Here is a 23196-nt window from a genome sequence, read left to right as displayed (position 1 = left end):
CAGCGTCGTGGGCAGCAAACGGCGACTTTATGGTGGCGAATTCGAAACTGAACGGTAATCTCGCTGTCAGTAGCTGCGAAGCGGCCGATAGATGCGCACAAATCGTTTAGTCCGCAGCAGACGCGACTGGACCGGGCGATTGTGCTCTTAGTGCCTATCTTATTATTCAAATAGCCAACGAGAGCGTGCACGGCTGTCGTCATGGAAACGGTTCGCATAGCCAAGCCAAGGCTCGATTGCCTCGCACGATCCGTCGACTCCCTCTGAGGGCGAGAATCTTGCCATCTTGCGCTCTGGTATCGACCTCAGGCACCAGACTATCCGCTTTGCGGACCGACACCACCCCATCTCAGTGACGGACTTGGGCGCTAGCAGCCGACTACGCAGGGTAACCGTTCTGCCAAGTCTCATTCCCGAACGCCGGGCAGGAATCTCGCAGTCTGTTCCTCCCACGACCAGGAAATGCCCGTTCTCTGCAGCAGCTCCTTGCCCGAGAGCCCCGCTTTGGTGCGCCCGTCAAGAACAGCTTCCGTGACTCCCGGCGCTAGGAAAGCCAGCCGGACAACCCGGGTCATGTAAGAGGCGCTGACCTTCTCGCGCGCCGAGAGAGCGTTGATATCCAGTTCACCTTTGCTCAGCTCTGCCCACCATCGCCGAGCGGTAACAACCAACCGGATCAGGCTTTCATCGGGAGGGACGTCGCCCTTCGAAGCCCCACTCTCATCAACGAGCCGGACAACCCGGCCGGTTCTGGTGAGCCGGGCCATGATCTCGTGTGTAGCTTGCCTTGGTCCGGAGGCGTCCCTGTATCCCGGAACGCCCGCGAGCCAGTCGTGGCTCAGCGTGAGCGTAATCCGATCGGGGCGGATCACGATACGGTTCAGCAGCTGCTTGATCGTGGGGTGTTTCGCTTTCGCGAGGTCTGCCCGCAGCGATGCCGCTCGCTGCAAGATGATCTCAACCGCGCGGGGTTCAATTTCAACACCCACCCGCCGAGCCAGAGCGAGAGGATCCTCCAGCAATCGATTGAGTTCCTCGCACACGACCTTCTCGATCTCCGGGGCGGGAAGACGCAGGGCGGGAGCAAGCGATGGTTCCATTCGATGATGCTGCGCCTTGCTGACGTAATAGCGATAGCGCTGACTGCCCTTGGCGGTGTGCACCGGAATCAGCGGCTGACCCTCGGCATCAAACAGCAAGCCCGACAGCAGACTGGCATTGGCTTCGCGCGCGGTCCTTCGACCTTTGACGTTGTCGCTCAGCTTAAACTGCACGCCCTCCCATTCATCCCGCTCGATGATCGGCGGATGATTGCCCGGATAGACTTTGCCTTTGTGCGGGATATCGCCGGCGTAGATCGGATTGCGCAGGATCGTGTAGAGCTGGCCGCGCGTGAATAAGCAGCCTCCGTAGGCACGGCCTTTGCCATTCACTCGGCGCGGTGTGATGATCCCTTCCGAGGCCAATTCTTCGGCCACGTGCCTGACGTTGCCGAGCCTTCGATAGCGGGCGAAGATGTCACGGATCAGCGCGGCATGCTCCTCCACGATCGCCAGGCTGCGTCCCTCAGGCCGGTAACCGAGCGGCGGTGTTCCGCCCATCCACATGCCCTTGGCTTTGGACGCGGCGATCTTGTCGCGGATACGCTCGGCGGTGACCTCGCGCTCAAACTGGGCAAACGAAAGCAACATGTTGAGCGTCAGACGGCCCATGCTGGTGGTGGTGTTGAACGACTGGGTGACCGAGACAAAGCTCGTGCTCGCCGCATCCAACGCTTCAACCAGCTTGGAAAAGTCGAGCAGCGAACGGGTCAGACGATCGACCTTGTAGACGACGATGATGTCGACTGCGCCGGCTTTGACATCGGCGAGCAGCCGCTGGAGGGCGGGACGCTGGAGTGTCCCGCCCGAAAGACCGCCATCATCGTAGCGCTCGGGCACGAGTTTCCAGCCCTCGCTCGCTTGGCTCAGGATATACGCCACACACGCCTCGCGCTGCGCGTCGAGCGAGTTGAAATCCTGCTCCAACCCCTCGTCGCTCGATTTGCGGGTGTAGATCGCGCAGCGCACCTGTTTCATGCGGCTTTTCGCTTGTGCTTGAGTCCGAAGAAGGCGGGACCCGACCAGCGCGTGCCGGTGATCTCGCGCGCGACCTTGCTGAGCGAGGCCCACTGCCGCCCGTTCCAGTTGACCGAGCCGTGCTCCTCGACGGTGACGACGTACAGCGAGCCGTTCCACTCGCGGGTAAGCCGCATGCCCGGCCGCACCGCACGCGTTTGGGTCTTGGCAGCGGCCAATTGATCGAGCCTTTGGCTGACGCGCCGCGCAAGGCCGCCGTGGACTTTGGCCTGCAGCTCCCAGGCCAAAGCCAAGCGCAGCAGCGAGGGACTGACCCGCGGCACCGGCTTTCCGGTCAGCTCACTCCATCTGCGGCGTAGCTGCACCGACGAAAGCGCTGCCAGCGCCGCCAGGTCTTCATCGAGCGTGGCGGTCTCCATCAGACAGCCACCATGATGCGATAACAGGTAATCTGATCGCGCGTGCCGCGGACGATAGCGTGACCCCTCTTCCTGAGGCCTGTCAGCGCCGCGCGCATGGTGTGGGGAAGCCAGCCGGTCTCGGTGATGAGATCCTCGAGCGTGGCGCCTTCGGGTCGTTGCAGCAGCGCAATGACGCGGTGGGTCTTGCTGGTTGGTTGAGTTTCTCGGGCCGTGCCTTTCGGCGCGTTCGTGTCATCCGCGTTTGGAGATTGGCCTCCAGAGGCAGTTTGGGTCTCAGTCTTTGGCATGCGCGCGAAACGGCGAGTGGGCTTGGGCTTTGTCATATTGGTCATGGGTGGTTCTCCATTCGGAGCAGCTCTGTGCCGCTCCCACCACCCGAAGCCCCGAACGCGCGAATCGTCGGGGCGGCAGCCGTGTTTGTCGGCTGCGTTTCAGCGCGAACAGCAATGCTCAGTCCGACGGTGAAGTCGAGTGGAATGAGCGAAACTTTGCTGTCGGATTATGCCGAGGTCGGACTAGTCTCGTCGCTTAGCGACTGTCGGCTAACGACCCATTGCAGACGATCGTATTGCATTCGATCCGGCCACGTGCATGATCGCCTTCATGAGGGGATGGCTGGTTCCGATCTTGGCTGTGGCAGCCTTCGCGCCAGTCGCGCAGGCGCAGACCGGGCCCGCCTCTGCGCCGAGTTTGCAGGATGTCCAGGCGCTGGCGCGCGGAGACAAGCTGATGCCCGCGCTGGTGCTGCTCGAGCAGGTGATGGCTGCCAACCCGGCGACGATCCCGACAGGGGCGCAGTTCTGGTCGTTCAGTGGTGACCTCGCCACGGCCGACGAACTGTATGTGCGCCAGCCGGGGACACCCTCCGGATCGCTGCCCGACTTGTCGCGGGCGCGGCCAGAGCCCGCGATCGACGCGATCGTGCGCGCCGCCGAAGGCAAGCGGGTCGTGATGATAAACGAGGCGCATCACTCGCCGCGCCACCGCGCGTTCACTTACCGACTGATGCTCGCCCTGCGCGAGGCTGGGTTCACGCATTTCGCGGCGGAGACCTTCTGCTCGGGCTCGCACTGTGGGGAACTGCTGGCAAACGGTGCGCCCACCGTCGAGACCGGGTTCTATACGGTAGAGCCCGTGTTTGCTGATCTCGCACGGCAGGCCGGTGCGGCCGGCTACATGCTGGCCGGTTACGAGATACGGCCCGACCAGTCGCCACCGCCGGGGACCGCGCGGGAAGAGTACATCGCGATCCGCGAGCAGTCGCAGGCGGAAAACATCAAGGCCCTGCTCGACGCCAATCCGGGCATGCGCCTGCTGGTCCACGTCGGCTTTGGCCACCTGAACGAGACTGCGCGTGGAGCTTCGTGGCACACGTTTGCCGGCCGACTCAAAGAACTGACCGGCGAAGACCCGCTGACGATCGACCAGGTCGAAGGCACGCCACAGCCCGACAGCGAACACGACTCGCTACTCTACAAGGCCTTCGTTGAGCGGTTCGGTTCGCCTGCAACGCCGGTCGCGATAGCCAACGATTCAGCGCAGCCGCTCGGGGTTTACCGGGTCGACCTGAGCGTGATTCACCCCACACAGAGTTGGGTCGATGGTCGGCCCGACTGGTTGGCGATGGACGGATACCGCAAGCCGCATCTGGTCGCACTCCAACCGCTCGGCGCGCGCAGCCTGGTGCAGGCGTTTGTCGCTAGAGAGCCCGATGGTGCGATCGCCATGGACCAGATGCTCGTCGGCAGCGACGCTGTGACAGTGACGCTGATGCTACCGCCCGGCGACTATCGGTTGGTCCGGCAGACCGAAGCGGGCGAGAACCTGCCGTTGGGGACCATCAGCATCAACTAACCCGCTACCGCGACGTCCGCTTTCCACCCAAAGCTGTTGGTCTGCAAACGAACCATCGGGGACATAGCCCTCGCCGCTCGTGGTGCTGCTTAGCAGGTTACGGGTTCACGATTGACACTTTGGTGCCAGGCCCCGCGTCGGTTGTTTGAACTATTGCGCCGAGATGCCGTGCCAGCGCGTCCGCAATACCGGTTCCCAATCCTGGAGCCGTCGGCTGTGCGCCCGCTGCGATACCCACTCCATTGTCGGACACCCTGAGGGCAAAGCCGGTTCCTTGGGCCCGATAGTCAACCAGGATCTCGCCTTCCTTGTTGCGGGCAGGAAAGGCATGCTTCAGCGCGTTGATGACTAGCTCAGTGACAATCAGTCCCAGGCTTGTCGATACGTTGGCCGTGGCCGAGCTGTCGTCGGGGCGCTGTCAGACCAAATGCACCTGGTGGCAGCGTGCCTGACTTGAGGTACGAATGCGAATGCCTCGCGCCGGGAAGCCCGCCAGCGGTGTTGTCAAACCAAATGCACCTTCCACAAATTTGGATGCTGTCAGTCTCGCAATCGTGACCGGCTAAGTGCCTCGTACGAATGTGTTTGGCCGAAATTCCGCTCAGAAGCGGAGAGGACGAGGGTCCGCATTCGACCCGGTGCATTTTGCTCTGACAGCACCGGCTCAAGCACTCTCTCAAAAAACCTTCTGGGAAGTGTCGCCCGAAAGGTTCTCCTCGGCGCAGGCTGCGACGTTCTGGCCGCACCCACCGCAATGGTCTGAAGGGTGCTGTCAGACCAAATGCACCTGCTAGAAATTCAGACGCTGTCAGTCTCGCATTCGTCACGGGCCAAGGTCCTGGTATGGAGGGGTTTGACCGAAATTCCGCTCAGAAGCGGAGACGACTAGCGTCCGCGAGCGGCCCGGTGCAGTTGCTCTGACAATACCATCGAGAGGCGTCCTATTTCGAGGTTGGAGTGTCCGACCCGTCGCGGATGTCTGACCGGGTTAATGGACTCGACGCGACGAGGTTCGGTTCGCAGCTCAGCGTGGTCCGGGGTCCCGCTCGACGTTCCTTGCGAAATCCGTGCATACCGAACCACCACTGCAAGGCGATGATCGCGCCCTTGGCGGGCTGGAGCAGCCCAATCATAAGGATCAGGGCAAGCGGCAGGACAATCGCCATCAGAGCCATGAGGGACAAGTCTGTGTCTCGCGCCAGGGGAATGATGAGCGGGGCGAGCAGATGCCCGGTCACGAAGATCGAGACATAGGCGGGAAAATCGTCGGCCTGCTGATGCCCCCAGTCCTGCCCACATTGTGGGCAGTGCGGGATCGGCTTGAGAAATCGCAGGAAAAGGCTCGACCCGCCGCAGCGCGGGCACCGCCCGCGCAAGCCGCGCAGCACCGCAGCAACGCCCGAGGCAGGGAGGACGACACTGTCGGTAAACAATTCTGGCTTGGGGACAGGCACGGACTTTGGCGGTTCCTGGATCTTGTCGAAGGGCGTCCGCATGAAATTAGGCATCAGTTATCTCGGAAGGAGCGGCAGCCCGAATGCTCGCGTCGACATGAGCGACAAACTGCGTGAAGTTGCGGCGGAAACGGTCGACGAGGCCTCGTGCGGACCGATCATAGTCATGACCATCGGTCCAGGTCGCGCGCGGATCGAGAATGTTTGTATCCACGCCCTCAACAGCGACAGGAACCTCGAACCCGAAATTGGGATCGATACGGAAATCTGCTTCCTTGAGCTTGCCCGACAGCGCGGCGTTGAGTAGCGCGCGGGTCACTTTGATCGGCATGCGCGTGCCAGTGCCGTACGGGCCGCCAGTCCAGCCCGTGTTGACCAACCAGCAGTCGACCCCGCCGTTGGCGATGCGCTTGCGCAGAAGGTTGCCGTAGACGCTGGGATGGCGGGGCATGAAGGGCGCGCCGAAGCAGGTCGAGAAGGTCGCCTCAGGTTCGGTCACGCCGAGCTCGGTGCCCGCAACCTTGGCCGTATAGCCCGACAGGAAGTGGTACATTGCCTGCTCGGGAGTGAGCCTCGCGATTGGCGGCAGCACCCCGAAGGCATCGGCCGTCAGCATGATGATGTTCTTTGGCAGCGACCCCATGTTCTCGCATGAGGCGTTCGGGATGAAGTGGATCGGATAAGCGCCGCGGCTGTTCTCCGCGAGCGAAGCGTCATCGAGATCAAGCGCCCGGGTCTCGGGATGCATGACCACATTTTCGAGGATCGTCCCGAAGCGCCGGGTGGCGGCATGGATCTCAGGTTCAGCCTCGGCCGACAGGTGGATCATCTTGGCATAGCACCCGCCTTCGAAGTTGAAGACGGCGGTATCCGACCAGCCATGCTCATCGTCGCCGATCAGGGTACGCGAGGCATCGGCGGACAAGGTCGTCTTGCCGGTTCCCGAGAGCCCGAAGAAGATCGCGGTATCGCCATCGGGGCCGATGTTGGCCGAGCAATGCATCGGCATCACGCCTTTGCGGGGCAGGACATAGTTGAGGACAGTGAAGACTGCCTTCTTCATTTCGCCGGCATAGCCGGTACCGCCGATCAGGATCAGTCGCTCCGTGAAATCGATCGCGATCACCGTCTGGGAGCGGCAGCCGTGCTTCTCGGGATCGGCCTGGAAGCCGGGCAGGTCGATGAGCGTATAGTCGACGGCGAAACTCCGAAGTTCATCGGGCGCGGGGCGCACCAGCATTGTGCGCACGAAACTCGAGTGCCAGGCCAGTTCGGTCACGACCCGCACACCGATGCGGTATTCCGGCTGCGAACCGCCGAACAGGTCTTGCACGAAAACGTCGTCGAGCGTGGCAAGGTACGTGAGGTAGTCCTCGCGCAAGTTAGCGAAGGCCTCTTTACTCATCGCCTTGTTCGAGGGTCCCCACCAGACGTCATCCCTTGTTTCGTCGTCGCGAACGATGAACTTGTCCTGGGCCGAGCGCCCGGTGTGCTTACCGGTCTCGACCACCAACGCACCATGTTCCGACATCCGGCCCTCTGCCCGCCTCAGGGCGAATTCCACGAGGTGCGGCGTATCGAGATTTTCATGCAGGCGTCCGCCCGGTTTGAGGGCGAGTTCGGGAAGTGTGAGGGTCTGGGTCATTTGATCAATGGTCTCTGCAGGATCTGATGAAGCGAGAGTGGCGACGCTTCAAAGTTCGGTTGCAAGGTCGAGCGGCCGATAGCGCCGCGTAAGCCTGGGCCCCCGGATGGGAGAGGCGCCCGGCGCTTGACCGGATGCGCATTGTCGTCGGTCATCCCGGGCCTACCGCTTCTCGTCCGACAGGACGCGCGCCCGACGGCTCTTGCCCTGGTCGATGACGTGGGCAATCTCCGACAACAGTATGGCCGCCTCGTGCGGCTTGAGCTCAGCCTCGCAAATGGCTCCATCGGCCTGGTGAAACGTTATGACGACCCGGAAATCGCCGGAATCGCGTGGAATCAGCCGCAGATGGGCGTTGACGCCGCTGACGGGCGAGCGCGCCGCGCCCACACCGTCAGCGGGGCTTCCCTCCCCAGGACCCGATCCAATGAATTGCATAAGGCATATATACAACCCTATCTTGAATTGTTAAGACTGATATTTGATGTTTGAAACATCATGGAGCCTACATGATCACTTCGCAGCAAATGCGCGCCGCACGCGCCCTTCTCGGGCTTGACCAGCGCCAACTGGCCGAACTTGCCGGGCTTTCCCTGCCCACCATCCAGCGGATGGAATCGTCGGATGGCCAGGTCCGGGGCGTGGTTGATACGCTGGTGAAGGTCATAACTGCGCTTGAAGGCGCCGGAATCGAACTCCTTGGCGAGAACGCGCCGAGCACAGGTGTCGGGCGCGGGGTTCGTCTGCGCGAGACGATGACCGGCAAGGCCGGCGGACGCGGCCAGTCGATACTCTATGACAAGGCGGCCGCCGAACAGGCCCAGCAGTGACGACGAAGGCCTACACGCCCAAGCTGGTGACGGCGCTGAATGAAGGTTACTCCAAAAGCACGTTCCGGGCCGACGCCGTCGCGGGACTTACGGTTGCGATCGTTGCGCTGCCGCTCGCCATGGCACTTGGCATCGCCAGTGGCGCTTCGCCCGACAAGGGTCTGATCACAGCGGTAGTTGCGGGTTTTCTGATTTCAGCGCTTGGCGGCTCGCGAGTCCAGATTGGCGGTCCTACCGGCGCCTTCGTCGTCGTGATCTTCAATGTCATCGCCCGGCATGGCTATGACGGTCTCCTGATCGCAACGCTGCTGGCGGGGCTGATCCTGATTGCCGCGGGCGTGTTGCGCCTTGGGCAGATGATCAAATTCATTCCTCACCCCGTGGTCACGGGCTTCACCGCCGGGATCGCGGTCATCATCGCCTCCAGCCAGGTGAAGGATTTCCTCGGGCTTGCGGTCGACAAGGTTCCGGCCGAGTTCGTTCCCAAGTGGCAGGCCTATATGGCCGCCATGTCGACTTTCAGCTGGGCGACGCTGAGCGTTGGCGCGGGTGCGCTCGCGGTCATCATCCTCTCGCGCAAGTTTGCTCCGAAGCTGCCGGGGTTCCTGATCGCGGTAGTGGTGAGTTCGGTTGTCGTGGCTTTGCTCAAGCTGCCGGTCGACACCATCGGCTCACGCTTCCCTGACATCCCCGCCGGATTACCGATGCCGGCGTTGCCCGAGATTTCGCTCGCCAAGATCAATGCGGTACTGCCTTCGGCGTTCACCATCGCCTTTCTGGCCGGAATCGAAGCACTGCTTTCCGCTGTCGTTGCCGACGGTATGGCCGGGACCCGGCATCGCTCCAATCAGGAACTGATCGGGCAAGGCGTGGCCAATCTGGGTTCGGCCCTGTTCGGCGGTCTTCCCGCAACGGGCGCGATAGCCCGCACCGCAACCAATATCCGCTCCGGGGCGAAGACTCCGGTTGCCGGGATCCTGCATGCGGTTTTCCTGCTGCTGTTCATTCTGTTCGCGTCGCGCCTCATGGCCTTCGTGCCCATGGCTGCACTCGCCGCGATACTATTCATGGTCGCGTGGGGCATGAGCGAATACGAGCGCTTCATCGCTCTGCTGCGCATGCCCAACAGCGACCGGGCCGTTCTGCTGTTGACGTTTGGCCTCACCGTACTGGTCGATCTCACTGTCGCGATCGGCGTCGGTGTGACGCTTGCCTCGCTGCTCTTCATGGCTCGCATGGCCGAGGCGGTGGAGGTCGATACCGGCGGCAGGCAGGACACGGACCTGGATTCGGAAGATGTCCATCAGCGCGACGCACTTCCCCCAGGCGTCGAGGTCTTCCGCATCAACGGCCCGTTCTTCTTCGGCGTCGCCGGCGAATTGCTCGATACGCTGCGCCGTGTCGGCCAGTCGCCCAAGGTCATCATCCTGCGCATGCGGCTCGTGCCCCTGCTTGACGCAAGCGGGGTGCAGGCGCTCGAGGAGTTCGTTGAACAGGTGCATGTTGCCGGCGCCAAAGTGGTGTTGTCCGGTGTCCAGGCCCAGCCGAAGTCGATGCTCGAGCGGGTTCGCCTCGGCGGTCATTCGGACAGGGTCTTCTATGCGAGCGACTTCGCCCATGCCCAGGCGCTCGCGCTCGGACTGCTCGAAAGCCCCAAGTCGCAATTGCACTGACAGATGCCACCGGTCCGCCGGGCGGATTCCGAATATTCACCCTGTCTGGCGCCTGACTGTGCGCACCTGCTGCTGAAAGGACCGTCGTGATAATGTCCGGTACCCCGCGTTGGCGGGCATCATGGTCCAGTGACAATGTGCATTGGCGGCGCTCAGAGCATCGCCCCGATCATCGAGTGCCAGCCAGCGGGGCACGGACAAGAGGCGAGGAATGAGCGAACCCGATCAAATGCGACGGCGCCCCACATCGCTGGACATCGGCAGGGCTGAACGCGCGCTCGTGCAATTGGCGGCGATGCTGGCGGCGTTAGCTGGCATGGTCAACGCGGCCGGGTTCCTCGCCTTCGGTCATGTCTTCCTCGCTTCGCCTGACGCCAACCCCACCGTGCTGGGAGCCAGCTTGCCCGGCAGTTATGCGGTCGCGCTCTTTGCCGGGGCCATGATTTTGAGTTTCGTCGCCGGCGTCGTGCTGATCACGCTTGTCTCGCACCAGTCCGCGCGGTTCCGGCGCACCACGGCGCTCTTCGGTACGGCAATTGCCCTCGCAGCCGCCTATGCCGCGTTCACTGCGGGCGTCGCCTTTGCGCCGGCCGTACTGCTCGCTGTGGCGATGGGCGGCGCCCATTGCATCTTCGAGCGGGATAATCCTGATCTGCAGCAGGCTATGTCACCCTCGGCGCAGATTGTGCGCTTCGGAGAGGGACTGGTCGGAGGTCGCAATGGCGCCAACCATCGCCAGACGGGTTTGCACGCCTCGTTCTGGCTGGCCTTCGTGTTTGGGGGTCTCGCGGGGACCGGTGCGTGGATCGCGCTTGATGCGCGCGCCTTCGCATTGGCCGCCGGGCTAGCGGGTCTGCTGACACTCCGTACCTGGTTGATCGAACGCGATCTTTTGACCCGATAACGGGCCAATTCGAAAATTGGAGAATTCCATGAGCGATGACGAATACGTTTACGACGAAGAATCCGGAGAGTGGCTCCCTGCTTCGGAACTGGCCGAACGTCACGCCACTGCGGGCCGGATCGAGGTGCGCGACGCGGTCGGCAATCTGCTTGCCGACGGCGATCAGGTGACCTTGATCAAGGACCTCGACGTGAAGGGCGCGGGCCAGACATTGAAGCGCGGGACGCTTATCAAGTCGATCCGACTGACCGGCGATCCACAGGAGATTGACTGCCGCTATGAGGGTATCAAGGGGTTGGTGCTGCGCGCGGAGTTTGTGAGGAAACGGACCTGAATAATCGTGGGCGGACACCCCGGCCCACGCTGCTGCTCGGTGCATGCTTGTCGAGGTGTTCGATGCCCACCCGCCCCAAACGATCACTCTCACTAGCCTGTCGATGAATGCGCGCACTTGGACGTGGGCCGCCTCAAGCTGCGGGATCGTGGAAGCGCAAGACTGGCCTGTTCCGCTGGTTGGCGCTGGTCCAGACCGAGAGGGGCCAGAGCGGCCCACTTTTCTGTGAGGTGATCATCGGAGCGCCTGATGTTTTAAACATCAAAAATTACTCTTAAAAAGCTAGAAGATGGCTGTATATTTGAAAGATGCCCCGTGGTGATTCACTTTTCCTCGGTCGTCCAGCCGCCGCCCGATCAAGTGCGTGCTGCGCTCGCATCGGCGGTGTCAACGTCCATTCGCGCTTGATAATTCAGATGCCAGGCGGTTGCCGGGTGGTCCTGACCTTCCACCACGAGGATGGGTTGCTCGGTGAGGCCGACCTTACGTCTCTGGAGTCATTGATCCACTTGTCAGAAACCACCCGCGTCCTTGGGGCGGTGACCACCATGTCTCGCGGTCCGAGATTGTCCGGAGCCCGAGATGATCGAGGAAGAGATACCCGGCCGCCGGCGACGCCCTCAACTCGAGATCGCCTTGCAGCGCGACGAGGTCTGCATGTCTGGGGGAAGTGGGCAGATTCCCGATCTGCCGAAGGCAACGACGAAAAGCGAAAGGAGTTTGTGACGTGGGCCCAGGCGCTAACCTGAAACCAACAGGGCGTAGTAGCAGTGAGTTCTTTCTCGCCCGCTTGCAGGCCTCTTTGATCGAGGCAAACGAATCCGCGCTGCCAAATATCCGAGAGCAAGCGCTTCGGGCCGCGGCAGCCTGGAAAGAAATGCATGATAAAGCCCAACTTCTTGAGAAGCGACAAGGCCGTTGATCTCGCTGCCACTGGCGTCCGGTGCGATGCGAGCGGAGCATTTCACCGCACAGTGCGCCGGTAACTCAGGCCTCATCGTTGCTTCGTTCTTTGAAGTGAACAACCCATGATCATATCTTTCATTGTCCTTGTTTCCATTGCGACGACGAACCAGCTCCCGTGAGCTCCCTGGCCAACCGCCTTCTGACCGTGATCGGAAGCGAGGCCTTTCGCGTTCGCACCCGCAATGTCGGACATCTGCTTTCGGGCAATGCAGTGACGCTCGTTCTCGGGCTCGTCGCAGTGGCATTGACGGCACGCGCGCTGGGGCCTGCCGACTTTGGTCAGCTGGCCCTGATGGTCACCTTTGCCCAGGCAATGGAATTGCTCATCAGCTTTCAGACCTGGCAACCGATGATCCGCTATGGCGCAGGGCTAAATGACGAGCACGACGCCGATGCCCTCGGCGCGTTGTTCAAATTCGGTTTTGTGCTCGACATGTCGGCGGCATTCGCGAGCTGGCTCCTGGCAGTGGTCATCCTCTTTCTCGCCGGACATTTCTACGACTGGTCGAACCCAACCTACGGACTGGTGCTGATCTACATCAGCAGCCTGCTATTCCGGTTGCACGACACGCCGACTGGAATCCTGCGACTGGCGGGACGGTTTCGTAGCATCGCCTATCTTCAGGTCGTCAGTACCGCGATCAAGCTGGTGTTCTGCGTTGTCGCCTACCTCGCGGGCGCCGGGCTCTTCGAGTTCGTGCTGATCTGGACAGGCACCCAGATTCTGGGATCGATCTTGCTACTGGCCGCAGCCCTGTATGAGCTCGCGAGACGCGGCTTGAACCGGATACACCGCGCGTCGCTGAAGGGCATCGGGATGCGCTTTCCCGAGATCTGGAAATTCATCTGGTCGACCAACCTCTCGTTGACCGCCTGGTCAAGCGCGCAACAGCTCGACACGCTACTGGTTGGCGCATTGGCGGACCCCGCCGGCGCGGGCCTCTTTCACATCGCCAAGCGCGTTGGCCGAGCGATGTATCAGGCCGGCGCACAGGTGCAGGCGGTGGTTTATCCTGAAATTGCGCGACACTGGAATGCAAAGGCACTGCACGAGTTCCGCAATGTCGTCCTGCAGACCGAGATCATGCTCGCAGGCTTTGGGCTGGCGCTCTTCGCGGCGATGCTCTTCGTCGCGGAGCCGTTGATGGTGATTCTCGCCGGGCCCGACTTCGTTGCTGCTGCTCCGCTTCTGACAGTTCAGGTCTTTGCAGTCGTGCTGATGCTTAGCGCCTCGGTAAAGCGCGCAGCGCTGCTTTCGATGGGAAAGGCGCGCAGCCTCTTCCTGGCGGTACTGGTCGTCGTGCCCGTGTTCCACGCGACGGCGATCGTCCTGATCCCAAGGATTGGCCCAATGGGAGCAAGCATAGCGCACGTTGCGATGGGTCTTGTCTGGATCGGCATACTCTCGGTGATGCTGCGCAAGGGGCTGCGCGAGGCGTTCTCCGGTAAATCGGCGCTGTCAGACCAATTGCACCGACTTCCGGATTAGGTCTTGAAGGGCCCTGTCAGGCCGCACGCACCTCGTATGAATTGAGACGCTGTCCGTCTCTCGATCGTCACCGACTATTCTCCGGGCTCGGATGCGATTGGCCGAAATGCCAAGCAGAAGTGGAGGAGGTTAGCCTCCTCAATCGGTCAGGTGGGTTGCGCTGACAACACCTCAGCCATTTGGGGACGGTCCGCTTTCGACCCATTGCGGACATTCGCGGGGCGGGCCAAGGTTGCCGCAGAATGTTCGACGCGATCCCGACAAAAGCATGGCTTCTGATGGCGATCGCAGCAGCCGCCTTTGCGCCGGCACGATACCTTTATTCGCATATCGAGCACTCCCCACGGGCGCGCGACATTACCATGCCACCGGAGGACCTAGGCTGGCGTACGTCGGAGCAGTTGATCCGCAGTTCGGTTGTTCTTGCCGGCTTGGCGGCCATCGCAATTTTTATATTCACGCCCGCGGCAGAGAAGTTCGCTCGATCGCCAGAGTTCTTTCCGATCCTGATGCTAGGTTTCGGCGCCTTCGCGTTCTTTTCAGTCGTGGATGGCCTTCTGAAAGGACGAATTGAGCCTCTCAGCAGGGGGTCATTGGGCCCGTATGAACGTGATACACAGCCAAAGCGTTTTTGGGCATCCCTCTCGTGGAACACGGTCCTCGGCGGTGCATTCGTCTGGCTGGCTTTTGTTACGATCGGGCAAGCAGATGAGGAGCGTTGCTACGATCGACAGACGGGCCACACACCGCAGGAAGAACTTTCCGCGTGCAATGAATTGCTAGGCCGGCGCCACAACTCAAGCCAGGATCGGGCTGACATCCTGTCAGCTCGCGGGTACGCATATCATCGGCTGGGCGAGTACCAGAAGGCTCTCGCGGACTATGATCAGGCCATCGACCTCGATCCCGCGAACTCTTATGCCTTCTATAACCGCGGTTTGATTTATCAGCGGCTGGGGGACCGGAGGAGAGCCCTCGCCGACTACAGCGCATCGCTGAAATTGCGGCCAGAAAACGCCGGGGGTTACCTCAACAGAGGGCTGACATTTCTCGACATCGGGCGACTTGATGAAGCAATCGCCGATTTCACTCGGCTGCTCGAGTTGGAGCCGGACAATCAATGGGCTCTTGTCAACCGGGGCATCGCATACGCCTGGAAGGACAATCGCGCCGCGGCTGAACGGGATTTCGCTGCAGCCACCGCCATTGATCCGTCAAATACCGTTGTGCTGCGAGGCAGGGCACTTCTTAGTGCACGGTCAGGGGACATGCGAAAAGCGGTGGACTTCCTCACCGAAGCGTTGCGGCTTGACCCAGCGGATGCATGGTCGCTTCGCATGCGCGCCGATCTCTACTGGCGCTTGGGCGAGAAAGAGAAGTCACGCGAAGATGACGACCGATTGGGGCGGTTGAGCGAGGATGCGGAAAAGGCGCAAACCGACAGGGCCAAGCAAGTTGCGCCCGCGGTGCCTACGGGCGGCAACTGAAGGCTTCAGCCCCATAGCTACGTATCGCTCGTATGTTCGAGCTCAACTCTTGGCCGTGGCTCAGTAGGGGGGAACGTCCGCTTTCCACCCATGTCGGTCATTCCGACCGGCAAAAGCGCAAATCGGCACTCGCTCCAAAGCTGACCGTCTGCAAACGACCCATTGCGGACATTCAGCAACTAGTCCTCGTCAGGCCAAGCGGCGATGTCATCGACCGGCGTAGGCAGGCGGCCCTCCAGCCAGTCAGCGACGGTTCCGGGTTTGAACTTGCCGTCCCGGCATTCGATGACCCAGGCGAGGTACTCGCGCGGACCGCCGTTCAGATACGGTGGCGGAGACACCGGTTTGAAGATGGTGGGCAAGCGCTCTACGACGGATAGTTCGTTGAGAACATGCCCTATTTCCTGCACAGAACTCCAAGCGAGGTGATGGTCGATATCTAGCCAGAACTTCACCCACCATCCATTTTCATCGATACCGGAGCCGAAGCCACCCCACGGCGTCTCGTTGGTCTTTACCGCAGGTATTCTCGCGAGAAACGTGAGGAGCTTGTGGACGCTTGGATGATGCTCAGTCGGTGTTGCCATCCCGTAGGGATAGCCGACCGAATGTCCGCTTTCCACCCATTGCAGACATTCACGAAAGCCAGCAATGAGCCGCAAAGCGGACCGTCTGCTTAACGGTAGCCGTCAAAGAGTTCGGAATGGGTGGAAAGCGATCATCCGAGTTTTGAGATCCTTTGACATAACTCAGGCTTTACCTGGCGATGATAACCGACCTTTCGACCGGGAGTTGCGCCGACAGTCGGTGAACGTCACCCGGAAGGAAGAAGCCATGTTTCGACGCCGGTTGGTGCTATTGGCGGGACTGCTTTTCCCCACCGTCACGCTTGTCGCTTGTGCCGACGAGACTCCAACATACCGTTATCGAATGACCGTTGAGGTCGACATGCCTGAGGGGCTCAAGAGCGGTTCTAGCGTGATTGAAGTAGACACCAGCATCGTGCGGCCTGGCAGTAATCCGGCGGGAATTGTCAGAACAGATGCACCTGCTAGAATTTGGGGCGCTGTCAGTCTTCAACTCGTCACCGGCTACGATCCGGGTACGAGTGCGTTTGACCCAAATACCGACCCGAAACGAACTGGAATAGCGCCCTCAGTCGGCCGAGTGCAGTTGCTCTGACAGCACCGCTACGAGGGTATCAAGGGGCTGGTATTGCGCGCGGAGTTTGTGAGGAAACCGACCTGAATCCTCGCAGGCCGACACCCCGGCCCACGCTGCTGCTCGGTGCATGCTTGTCGAGAAGTTCGACGCCGGTGAGCTCCAGACGATCACCCTCACTAGCCTGTCCACGAATCCGCGCACTTGGACGTCGGAGGCCTCAATCCCCGGGATCGTGGAAGCGAAAGACTGGCCAGTTTCGCAGGTTGGCGCTGGTCAGGCCGAGAAGGCCCGAGCGGCCCACATTTGCTGTGAGGTGATCACCACCGCACCTGATGTTTTATACATCAAAAATCACTCTTAAAAAGTTAGAAGATGGTTGTATATATGGAAGATGCCCAGCAGTGATTCACTTTGCCTCGGTCGTCCAACCGCTGCCAGATCAAGTGCGACCCGCGCTCGCGTCTGCGGCGTCAACGCCCATTTGCGACTGATACCGCAGAAGCCAAGCGAGTACCGGGTGGTCCTGACCTTCCATCACGAGGATGGTCAGCTCGGCGAGGCCGCCCTTACACCTCTGAAGGCATCTATGCTCCTGACCGAGATAGCCCATGCTCTCGGGGAAGGTGACCACCATGTCTCGCGATCCGAGATCGCCGGGAGCCCGAGATGATTGAGCAGAAAATGCCCAGCCGCCGGTCAGGTCATCGCCGCCCGATCGATGCACGGGCAACTGGCGCCACTGCTCCCAGGCCGGACAAACCCCATCGCCCCAAGCTGAGGCTCAAGCTCCCACCGGCGACGCCCTCAACTGAGACCTGACCCGTCGACTACTACTTGCGAGCTGAGAGACCCCTGACGAAATGACGCTCCTTCTTACCTTTCCCGAGATCACGCTCAAAACCGGAGCGCGGGTCCATGAGAATCTCGACACACCTAAACTGGTCGAGACTGCCTTGTTGCGCGGCGGGGACCGCATGCCCGACGTAAGCAGGCAAATTCCCGATCTGCCGCAGGCAACGACGAAAAGCGAAAGGAGTTTGTGACGTGGATCCACGCGCCAATCAGAAACCAACGGGGCGTAGTAGCAGCGAATTCTTTCTCGCCCGATTGCAGGCTTCGTTGATTGAGGCAAACGAATCCGCGCTGCCAAATATTCGAGAGCAAGCGCTTCGCGCCGCGGCAGCCTGGAAAGAAATGTATGATAAGGCTCAACTACTTGAGAAGCGGCAAAGCCGTTGATCTCGTTGCTACCGCAGTCCCGCGCGACGCGAGCGAAACACTTTACTGCAAAGCGAGCCGGCAGCCCAGTCCTCATCATTTGTTCGTTCTTTGAAGTGAATAGCCCATGATCATATTCTTTATCGTCCTTATTTCGATGATGCTCCTTGCCCTATTCTTTGGCGTCACCATTGCAGGCGGCCGCGCGCACGATCGTCAGAACGCGCGACGCAAAGATGACCGATAGTTCTTCAGGTCGCCCGAGCCCGGCCGGGGACCTGTTCTGCTCGCCTGATACAACGGCAGATTTGCTTGCTGGCGAACAACCGACCGCCGAGCTGGATCGCTTCCTCGACCATCTTGATGATATCGACCGCGAGCAGCGCCGAGCCGAGAGGTACCCATCAGCGTTTGATGGTCGCTATCAAATGGAACAGATTGAATTTGCGGCGCCTCTGGTTTTTGAGCTGGGCAATATACGAAGCCTTCTCGCGAATTGGGCTTTCGTGCAGAGCGCCATGGACATCAACGACCCGGTCTACCTGATGCTCGATTACACGCGCGTCATGATGGGCTTTCTTCTCTTTCATCGCTCACCAGCTACCATCGAGATCATCGGGCTGGGTGGCGGATCCCTGGCGAAATACTGCTATGAATATCTTCCCGCCGCTTCGATCAGGGCGGTCGAGATAGATCCCGAGGTCATTGCTGTGGGAGAGCAGTTCTGCATGCCGCCCGAATGCGAGCGCTTCGAGATCATCTGTGGGGACGGCGCGGAGTTCGTGAGACGTGACGCGCGCAGCTGCGACATCATGCTGGTCGACGGGTTTGACACAGGCGGGCAGTCCGCCCAACTTTGTTCCTCCGAATTCTACCGCGATTGCCGATCGAGGCTGAAGGCTGGAGGCATCTTCGTTGCCAACCTGTGTGATCTCCCCTGGAAGCATGGCGCAAATCTGACCCGTCTGCGCGAATGCTTCGAGAAGGTCGTCGTCGTGCCGAGCGAACAAGGCATGAACCGGATCGTCTTCGCCTTCAAAGACTATCCCGGCCATGTCGACCATGGAGCCATTCGGCAGGCCGCGCGGACGCTCGATCAGACACACACAATGTCTTTTGCATCTCTCGCCGAGGAAATCATAGGCTGCCTGGAAACCTCGGACGATGCGTCGTTCGGCAGAATCGACGATGATCACGATTTACGGGACTACAGCCCCACGGGCCCTGTCAGAGCAAATGCACCGACTGGTAAGGACCCCGGGGATACGACGGGAGAATGCCTCGTCCTCGCAAGCCCGCCAGCCCGTTCCGCTACTTCAATTCATCGCCTGAGGTAATCCGCCTGGTGGTGATGATGTATGTGCGCTTCCCGCTCAGCCTGAGGAATGTCGAAGACCTGCTGTTCGAGCGCGGGATCGATGTCTGCCACGAGACGGTGCGGCATTGGTGGAACCGCTTCGGCCCGCTGTTTGCCGCTGATGTCCGCCGCCAGCGGGTGAGCCGGATGCGCGGCTTCCGGCAGTGGAAGTGGCACCTCGACGAGGTTTACGTGAAGATCAACGGCGAGATGCACTACCTGTGGCGAGCAGTCGACCAGGAGGGCGAGGTGCTCGAGAGCTACGTTACCAAGACAAGGGACAAGGCGGCTGCTCTGCGGTTCATGAAGAAGGCGCTCAAGCGCCACGGCTCACCTGAAGCGATCACCACCGATGGCCTGCGCTCGTACAAGGCCGCGATGAGCGAGCTCGGCAATGCCGCGAAGCAGGAGGTGGGACGCTGGGCCAATAACCGGGTGGAGAACAGTCACTTGCCGTTCCGACGACGAGAACGGGCGATGCTCAGGTTCCGGCAGATGAAGAGCCTGCACAACCACTTCAACCTCGAACGTCACCTCACCGACAGACAAACCTACAAGACCCGTCGCTCGGCCGCCCTGGCCGAGTGGCAAAACCTGATGGCGTGAGGGCTGTGCCTATCAAGCGAGAGGTGCGCCTGGTGGAGACGAGTTGCGGTTAGACTGACAGCACCCCACAGACCGTTGCACCGGGACCAGATGCTTGCGTTCGATCTCGCGACGTGCATCATGCCTCGAATGAGGGGGTGGCTCGTTCCGATCGTCGCTGTGGCGGCCTGCGCCGGGAGTGCGCAGGCGCAAACCACGCCCACGCCGAGCGCGCCGGCGCAGACTACGGCTGCGCCGAGCATGAACGATGTCATGAAGTTGGCGCTCGACGACAAGCTGATGCCCGCGCTGGTGCTGTTCGAGCAGGTGATGGCGGCCAATCCGGCGGCAAGCGGCATGGGTGCGCAATACTGGTCGTTCAGCGGCGATATCGCCACGGCCGACGAACTCTACGCTCGCCGGGAGGTCGATACTCCCTCGCAACCGCCGCCCGACCTTTCCCAAGTTCGGCCCGAGCCGGCCATCGAGGCGATAGTGCGCGCCGCCGAAGGAAGGCGGGTGGTGATGATCAACGAAGCCCATCACGCGCCGCGCCACCGCGCGTTCACCTACCGGCTGATGCTCGCGCTGCGCGAAGCCGGCTTCACGCACTTTGCAGCCGAGACCTTTTGCTCGGGCTCGCACTGCGGGCCCTTGTTGGAGGACGGTGCGCCCATGGGCGCGGGGCGGACCGGGTTCTATACGATGGAGCCCGTGTTCGGCGATCTCGCGCGGCAGGCCGGCGCGGCAGGCTACACGCTGGTCGGTTACGAGATCCGGCCCGAACAGCAGCCGCCGCCGGGAACTGCGCGGGAAAAATACATCGACCTCCGCGAGCAGGCGCAGGCGGAGAACATCAAGGCTCTGCTCGATGCCGATCCGAATGCGCGCGTGCTGGTCCATGTCGGCTTCGGCCACCTGGCTGAGACTGTAACGGGGGCGCCGCTGCACCTGTTCGGCGGCCGGCTCAAGGAGCTGACCGGCGAAGACCCGCTGACGATCGACCAGATCGAAGGCACGCCGCAGCACGACAGCGAGCACGACACGTTGCTCTACAAAGCCTTCGTCGCGCAATTCGGCTCGCCCGCGGCGCCGGTGGTGATCGCCAACGATCCGGAGCACCCGCTCGACGTTTACCGGGTCGACCTCAGTGTGATCCATCCGGTGCAGCACGAGGTGAACGGTCGCCCCGATTGGCTAGCAATGGACAGTTACCGCAAGCCGCATGTGGTTGCGCTCGAGCCGCTTGGCGCACGCAGCCTGGTGCGCGCATTCGTCGCCGGGGAGCCCGAGGGCGCGATCGCGATGGATCAGATGCTTGTCGGGAGCGGCGTCGAGGCCGTGACGCTGATGCTCCCGCCCGGCAGCTATCGGTTGGTCAGGCAAACCGAGGCAGGCGAGAACTTGCCGCTGGGGGCCGTCAGCGTCGATTGACAGCGTTCCGCAGCATCTTCTGGTTGTCGCTGCCGTTGATCTTGAGCTCGATGGCTGACGATCCGCTCTTGCTCGCGTTGCCCCGTCGACCGGCTCGTCTGCTCCGGCGGCTTAGGCGAGCGCCTACATTTGTTGTGCAACTATCACGCGCCGCACCTTGTTGGGGCTCCTCACGTAAAGATCGATCGCAGCGTTCACGAACTCTGATTGATGGTCGGTGCCAAAAGCAATCAGTCCTCTCTCGTCGACCGTCACAAGACCTGCCGCCATCAGATCGATAATGCTCCTCTTAACGACCGCCTGGCTTAGGTGCAGCGTTGAAATAAGGTCCTCTCCGCGAAAGCTCCGCCCATCATTGTCAGAGAGGAATCTGAGAATCTCGAGCGCCCAGACCGATCGGAACGTTCTTCCGATAAAGGCTTCCAGTTGCTCCTGATTGGTCATTTTGCCGGAGCTACGTCTTGACGGAGGCGAACCGTTTTACGGCCAAAGGCTCGTTTCCTCGTACGCGCGTAAGTTCGGCTCCACGACGAACGTCACGGACCTTGAGCAAGTCCTGCCGTGTCAGCAGACCTACAACGCGGCGGGTTGCAGGGTCGACAATAGGTATGCGTCCCACTCCAGTATCGACCATCAGATCGGCGATCTTGCCGAGAGAGTCCTCCGGCAGTCCGAACGGCTGGGATGCATCAGACAGAATGTCTGCCAACGTGGCTTGCTCGGGCGCACCCTCCACCTGCCAGCGAAGGGCATCCGATCGTGAAGCGAGGCCTACCAACCTCCGCTCGTCGTCGATGACGGGATAGCTTCGGTGAAGCGCGTCATTGGCGAAAAAGCTGGCGGCGTCTGAAACGGGCATGCAGCTTGGCAAGGTCTCTGGCGAAGGCGTCATCACCTGCCGTGCCTGCAAGAAGTCGAACGGATCGACCGTGTACTCCTGGAGAATATGGCGTCCGCGCCGGGCGATCTTTTCTGTCAGGATCGAGCGACGCATCAGGAGGACGCTGACCGCATAAGCACCTGCCGACGCGGCGACGGTTAGCGGCAGCATGGCAAAGTCGCCGGTCAGCTCCACGGCAAAAAGAGCAGCCGTGAGCGGCGCACGCATGGCCCCACTCATGATGCCTGCCATGCCCGCGAGCGCCCAAAGTGCACTGCCGCCGGGCAGGAAATGGCCCACCAGGAAACCGAGGGCGCCTCCCAGCAACAGTAGAGGTGCGAGTACACCGCCCGACGTGCCTGACCCGAGCGCGATGAGCCAAACTGCTGCCTTTACCAGCAGAAGTGAGACGGCGACGCGCATAGTGGGGGAGCCCTCGAGCAAGGCCCGGATGCTCTCGTATCCCGCACCGAGTACATGCGCATCAATGAGCCCGCCAATGCCGACTGCCAATGCGCCGATTGCTGGCCACCACATCCAATGGACAGGAAGGCGTCCGAACAGGTCCTCGATACGGTAGAGCAACGTAGACAACAGTGAGGCCAGGCATCCCGCCAGCACACCCATGGCTATGGCAATGCCCATGAGGCGCGCCTCCAGATGCACTGCATGTTGAGCGGGAAAGAGTGGACCGCTGTCGATCAGTATCGGGCGCCACAACAACGAAACGAGCACCGCGATTACGACCGGGACAAAGCTACGCGGCTTCCACTCGAATAGCAGGACCTCGATCGCGAGGAGGATGGCAGCCATGGGCGTGCCAAAGATCGCCGTCATGCCTGCGGCGGCCCCTGCAACGAGCAGGGTTTTTCGTTCGGCGGCGCTGAGGTGGAACAGTTGAGCGAAGAGAGATCCTATCGCACCACCTGTCATTATGATCGGTCCTTCGGCCCCGAACGGTCCTCCACTTCCGATCGAAATCGCGGAGGATAGTGGCTTAAGCACCGCTACTTTCGGTGAAAGTCGGCTCTCCCCATAGAGGATCGCCTCGATCGCTTCTGGGATGCCATGGCCCCGGATCTTTTCCGATCCAAAGCGTGCCATCAGCCCGACTATCAGACTTCCAACGACGGGAACGGCGACAATCCCAATACCCCAAGCCTTGTCAGTGATCGTGGATGGCACATCGGAGATCCGGCCGAACCAGAAAACATTGGTGGCGACGGCAATCGCCTTGAGAAGAATCCAGGCCCCAACCGCTCCACCGGTACCCACCAGAGTGGCCGCACCGGAGAGCATCAACATACGGTGATCGGTGGTGTGATCGCCGAGAGGACGGTGGGCTGACAGGGAGTCCGGAATAGTCATTGAACTCGACTTTGGGGGCAGTTGGACGAGGTCATTATGTCGTGCTACGATATT

General features: G+C 61.2%; 24 protein-coding genes and 1 pseudogene. 14 read left to right on the top strand and 11 right to left on the bottom strand.

All coding sequences use genetic code 11. From position 1 onward, the window contains the following. Window positions 1-407: 407 nt before the first annotated feature. From ASD76_RS17140 to ASD76_RS17130, 3 genes are read right to left on the bottom strand one after another with little or no spacing between them, the layout of a single operon-like run. Window positions 408-2078: a recombinase family protein gene (locus tag ASD76_RS17140; protein WP_055926136.1), complete on the bottom strand. Its 1671-nt coding sequence runs from the start codon at window positions 2076-2078 to the stop codon at window positions 408-410. Continuing rightward, window positions 2075-2497 (bottom strand): DUF2924 domain-containing protein, encoded by a 423-nt coding sequence (locus ASD76_RS17135; protein ID WP_055926133.1) that lies wholly within the window; start codon window positions 2495-2497, stop codon window positions 2075-2077. Before ASD76_RS17135 ends, ASD76_RS17140 begins: the two co-directional genes overlap by 4 nt. After that, window positions 2497-2832, bottom strand: coding sequence for a DUF3489 domain-containing protein (locus ASD76_RS17130; RefSeq protein ID WP_055926130.1), 336 nt, complete (start codon window positions 2830-2832; stop codon window positions 2497-2499). Before ASD76_RS17130 ends, ASD76_RS17135 begins: the two co-directional genes overlap by 1 nt. Window positions 2833-3103: 271 nt before the next feature. Here ASD76_RS17130 and ASD76_RS17125 point away from each other — a divergent pair, with 271 nt between their 5' ends. Next, entirely contained in the window at window positions 3104-4354 is a 1251-nt protein-coding gene (locus tag ASD76_RS17125) for a hypothetical protein (protein WP_156457794.1), read from the top strand. A 97-nt stretch (window positions 4355-4451) separates the two neighbouring features. Here the strand turns inward: ASD76_RS17125 and ASD76_RS18880 are convergent. The 4 genes and pseudogenes from ASD76_RS18880 to ASD76_RS17110 all read right to left on the bottom strand — a co-directional run. Continuing rightward, window positions 4452-4730 (bottom strand): annotated as a pseudogene (locus tag ASD76_RS18880) (ATP-binding protein); the annotation flags it as partial. Between the two features lie 565 nt (window positions 4731-5295). Next, a complete protein-coding gene (locus ASD76_RS17120; protein WP_082553945.1) occupies window positions 5296-5850 on the bottom strand; it encodes a DUF983 domain-containing protein in 555 nt (184 codons plus the stop codon). Between the two features lie 4 nt (window positions 5851-5854). After that, window positions 5855-7453, bottom strand: coding sequence for a phosphoenolpyruvate carboxykinase (locus ASD76_RS17115; protein ID WP_055926124.1), 1599 nt, complete (start codon window positions 7451-7453; stop codon window positions 5855-5857). Window positions 7454-7615: 162 nt separating this feature from the next. Further along, window positions 7616-7891 carry a hypothetical protein gene (locus ASD76_RS17110; RefSeq protein ID WP_156457793.1) on the bottom strand — a complete coding sequence of 92 codons (276 nt, stop codon included), beginning with the start codon at window positions 7889-7891 and terminating at the stop codon, window positions 7616-7618. A 71-nt stretch (window positions 7892-7962) separates the two neighbouring features. On the opposite strand from ASD76_RS17110, the gene ASD76_RS17105 reads away from it, so the two are divergent. From ASD76_RS17105 to ASD76_RS17080, 7 genes are all read left to right on the top strand, one after another. After that, window positions 7963-8283, top strand: a complete 321-nt coding sequence (locus ASD76_RS17105; protein WP_055926118.1) for a helix-turn-helix domain-containing protein — start codon at window positions 7963-7965, stop codon at window positions 8281-8283. Further along, window positions 8280-9956 (top strand): SulP family inorganic anion transporter, encoded by a 1677-nt coding sequence (locus ASD76_RS17100; RefSeq protein WP_055926115.1) that lies wholly within the window; start codon window positions 8280-8282, stop codon window positions 9954-9956. Before ASD76_RS17105 ends, ASD76_RS17100 begins: the two co-directional genes overlap by 4 nt. Before the next feature lie 211 nt (window positions 9957-10167). Further along, window positions 10168-10860, top strand: a complete 693-nt coding sequence (locus ASD76_RS17095; protein WP_055926112.1) for a DUF1275 family protein — start codon at window positions 10168-10170, stop codon at window positions 10858-10860. Between the two features lie 28 nt (window positions 10861-10888). Next, window positions 10889-11194: an alkylphosphonate utilization protein gene (locus tag ASD76_RS17090; protein WP_055926109.1), complete on the top strand. Its 306-nt coding sequence runs from the start codon at window positions 10889-10891 to the stop codon at window positions 11192-11194. 582 nt (window positions 11195-11776) lie between these two features. Next, complete coding sequence (locus ASD76_RS18410) at window positions 11777-11920, top strand: hypothetical protein (RefSeq protein WP_156457792.1); 144 nt, start codon at window positions 11777-11779, stop codon at window positions 11918-11920. 355 nt (window positions 11921-12275) lie between these two features. Beyond that, window positions 12276-13649: a lipopolysaccharide biosynthesis protein gene (locus ASD76_RS17085; protein WP_055926106.1), complete on the top strand. Its 1374-nt coding sequence runs from the start codon at window positions 12276-12278 to the stop codon at window positions 13647-13649. 242 nt (window positions 13650-13891) lie between these two features. Then, the gene (locus ASD76_RS17080; protein WP_055926103.1) at window positions 13892-15136 is read left to right on the top strand and encodes a tetratricopeptide repeat protein; all 1245 of its coding nucleotides are present in this window, start codon (window positions 13892-13894) and stop codon (window positions 15134-15136) included. A gap of 179 nt (window positions 15137-15315) precedes the next feature. Here the strand turns inward: ASD76_RS17080 and ASD76_RS17075 are convergent, their stop codons facing one another. Next, the gene (locus ASD76_RS17075; protein ID WP_055926272.1) at window positions 15316-15723 is read right to left on the bottom strand and encodes a hypothetical protein; all 408 of its coding nucleotides are present in this window, start codon (window positions 15721-15723) and stop codon (window positions 15316-15318) included. A 64-nt stretch (window positions 15724-15787) separates the two neighbouring features. On the opposite strand from ASD76_RS17075, the gene ASD76_RS18405 reads away from it, so the two are divergent. Beyond that, window positions 15788-16318: a hypothetical protein gene (locus ASD76_RS18405; protein WP_156457791.1), complete on the top strand. Its 531-nt coding sequence runs from the start codon at window positions 15788-15790 to the stop codon at window positions 16316-16318. Window positions 16319-16739: 421 nt separating this feature from the next. On the opposite strand, the gene ASD76_RS18680 is transcribed toward ASD76_RS18405, so the two are convergent. After that, window positions 16740-16934 carry a hypothetical protein gene (locus tag ASD76_RS18680; RefSeq protein ID WP_055926097.1) on the bottom strand — a complete coding sequence of 65 codons (195 nt, stop codon included), beginning with the start codon at window positions 16932-16934 and terminating at the stop codon, window positions 16740-16742. A 226-nt stretch (window positions 16935-17160) separates the two neighbouring features. Here ASD76_RS18680 and ASD76_RS17060 point away from each other — a divergent pair, with 226 nt between their 5' ends. The 5 genes from ASD76_RS17060 (at window position 17161) to ASD76_RS17045 (ending at window position 20894) form a co-directional block, all read left to right on the top strand. Next, on the top strand, window positions 17161-17343 hold the full coding sequence (locus tag ASD76_RS17060; protein WP_055926094.1) for a hypothetical protein: 183 nt from the start codon (window positions 17161-17163) through the stop codon (window positions 17341-17343). Window position 17344: 1 nt separating this feature from the next. Beyond that, on the top strand, window positions 17345-17539 hold the full coding sequence (locus tag ASD76_RS18400) for a hypothetical protein (protein ID WP_156457790.1): 195 nt from the start codon (window positions 17345-17347) through the stop codon (window positions 17537-17539). A 158-nt stretch (window positions 17540-17697) separates the two neighbouring features. Next, window positions 17698-18855 carry a fused MFS/spermidine synthase gene (locus tag ASD76_RS17055; protein ID WP_235506893.1) on the top strand — a complete coding sequence of 386 codons (1158 nt, stop codon included), beginning with the start codon at window positions 17698-17700 and terminating at the stop codon, window positions 18853-18855. Continuing rightward, on the top strand, window positions 18795-19481 hold the full coding sequence (locus tag ASD76_RS17050) for an IS6 family transposase (protein ID WP_055926089.1): 687 nt from the start codon (window positions 18795-18797) through the stop codon (window positions 19479-19481). The genes ASD76_RS17055 and ASD76_RS17050 overlap by 61 nt, the downstream gene beginning before the upstream one ends. Window positions 19482-19610: 129 nt before the next feature. Then, window positions 19611-20894 carry a hypothetical protein gene (locus ASD76_RS17045; protein WP_055926087.1) on the top strand — a complete coding sequence of 428 codons (1284 nt, stop codon included), beginning with the start codon at window positions 19611-19613 and terminating at the stop codon, window positions 20892-20894. 123 nt (window positions 20895-21017) lie between these two features. Here ASD76_RS17045 and ASD76_RS17040 read toward each other — a convergent pair whose 3' ends face one another. Both ASD76_RS17040 and ASD76_RS17035 read right to left on the bottom strand, forming a co-directional pair. Further along, on the bottom strand, window positions 21018-21338 hold the full coding sequence (locus ASD76_RS17040; protein WP_055926083.1) for a MarR family transcriptional regulator: 321 nt from the start codon (window positions 21336-21338) through the stop codon (window positions 21018-21020). A 10-nt stretch (window positions 21339-21348) separates the two neighbouring features. Then, window positions 21349-23142, bottom strand: coding sequence for a chloride channel protein (locus ASD76_RS17035; RefSeq protein ID WP_055926080.1), 1794 nt, complete (start codon window positions 23140-23142; stop codon window positions 21349-21351). Window positions 23143-23196: the final 54 nt, after the last annotated feature.

It is taken from the genome of Altererythrobacter sp. Root672 (assembly GCF_001427865.1).
GTDB lineage: Bacteria > Pseudomonadota > Alphaproteobacteria > Sphingomonadales > Sphingomonadaceae > Croceibacterium_A.
Note: the sequence above shows the minus strand (reverse complement) of the source record. Positions and strands in the feature narration are given on the sequence as shown.